Here is a 1,740-nt window from a genome sequence, read left to right as displayed (position 1 = left end):
ATTCCGCGTCCGTTGGTGGTGGTTTTGAAGTGGTTTTCGAATTGGGTGGTTCGGGAGGAGGCGATGTGGGCGTCGTCTAGACCGATGGCGTGGAGGATGGGCCATTTGGTGGGGCTGGCGGTGGCGAAGACTTCTGCGCCCCAGTGTTGGGCGAGTTGGACGGCGGCCATTCCGACGCCGCCGGTCGCGGCGTGGATCAGTACCGTTTGTCCCGCTTGTAGTTGGGCGAGGTCGGCGAGGCCGTAGTAGGCGGTCAGGAACGCGATCGGAACCGCAGCCGCTTGCTCCCAGGACCAGTCGGCCGGGACCGGCACCACCATGCGATGATCCGCCACCGCCACCGGCCCGAACGCCCCGGGTACAGCACCCATGACGCGGTCGCCGACGTTGAGACCCTTGGCTTCGGCACCGGTTTCGAGGATCACCCCGGCGCCTTCGGTGCCGATCATGGTCTGTCCGGGGATCATGCCCAGGCCTACGACGACGTCGCGGAAGTTCAGTCCGGCGGCGCGTAGTCCGATCCGTATCTGACCGGGTTCGAGTGGGGCGAGTGCCTGCGGGCATGGTACGGCGGTGAGGTCTTCCAAGGATCCTTGCCGGACGGCTTCCACACGCCAGGCGCGTTCACCGGCCGGCGGGACAATCGCCGTGCTGCCGCGGGCGAGTCGGGGGATCAGGATCTGCTCGTTGCGGATCATGAGTTGGGGTTCGCCGGTGGTGAGTGCTGTGTTGAGGTTTTGGGTTTCGTCGGTGTCGATGATGGTGAATCGGCCGGGGTTTTCGGTTTGCTGATCGCATCACGCCCCAGATGGGCGCGGAGGCCAGGTCCTGGGTGTCGGGGCCGATGGCGTGGCTGGTCACCATGACCAGTTGGGAGGAGGTGGAGTGTTCGTCGGCGAGCCAGTCCTGCAACACCGTGATCGCCGCCGCAGCCGCCTCTTCGGGCTCGGCCTGTTCGCCTGGGCAGCGCACCACCGCGATCTGTGGCAGTGGTGAACCCCAATCGATCCCCCCGGCCAACGGCCGTTCGACCGTGAGCCGCTCACCTGCGGGCACCTCTGGGAGAGGCGCCGGTACCCACTCCACCCGGAAGATCGCGTCGGATACGTCCCGTACCGCGGTCGACGCGGGGCGGAACGCGACCGATTCGGCGGACAGCACCAGGCTGCCGCTGCCGTCGGCCACCACGACCCCGCAGCGATCGTGCTCCCCGGCCTCGATCCGCACGCGTACGGCGGTGGCGCCGTCCGCATGCAACCGAACCCCGGCCCAGGAGAAGGGGAGCAACAGATCCTCGCCCGTTGTTCCGGCGGCGTGCAGGCAGGCGTCCAGAAGCGCGGGGTGGATGCCGTAGCGGGCGGCGGTGGAGTGTTCCGTGCTGGGGCAGGGCCACTTCGGCGAACATGGTGGTGCCGTCCTGCCAGGCCGCGCGCAGCCCGCGAAACGCGGGCCCGTACTCGTAACCACGCCGGCCCAGCGATTCGTACGCGTCGGCGACCGGAATCGGGACCGCCCCGGGCGGCGGCCAAGTCGTCAGGTCGGCGTTGGGGACGGGCGGGTCGGCGTTGGTGAGTGTTCCGGAGGCGTGTCGGGTCCACTGGTCACCGGCCCCGGAGTGGACTGTGACGGGTCGTCGTCCGGTTTCGTCGGCGCCGCCGACTCGTACCTGGATGGAGACGGTGCCGTCGGCGGGGATCCTTAGTGGTGTTTCGAGGGTGAGTTCTTCAAGGTGTCCGTAGC

At 68.2% G+C, this 1,740-nt stretch carries 1 protein-coding gene and 2 pseudogenes; all 3 read right to left on the bottom strand.

Features of this window, described 5'->3' with window-relative positions:
• A partial coding sequence (locus ACFFNX_RS51660) for an alcohol dehydrogenase catalytic domain-containing protein (RefSeq protein ID WP_378213852.1) occupies positions 1 to 698 on the bottom strand: 698 nt, incomplete at its 3' end.
• 24 nt (positions 699 to 722) lie between these two features.
• Positions 723 to 1,467, bottom strand: a pseudogene (locus tag ACFFNX_RS51655) (SpnB-like Rossmann fold domain-containing protein); the annotation flags it as partial.
• Positions 1,397 to 1,672 (bottom strand): annotated as a pseudogene (locus tag ACFFNX_RS51650) (polyketide synthase dehydratase domain-containing protein); the annotation flags it as partial. The pseudogenes ACFFNX_RS51655 and ACFFNX_RS51650, both read right to left, overlap by 71 nt.
• Positions 1,673 to 1,740 lie beyond the last annotated feature (68 nt).

The organism is Actinoallomurus acaciae, from assembly GCF_042429965.1.
GTDB lineage: Bacteria > Actinomycetota > Actinomycetes > Streptosporangiales > Streptosporangiaceae > Actinoallomurus > Actinoallomurus acaciae.
This window is presented reverse-complemented; position numbering and strand designations above follow the sequence as displayed.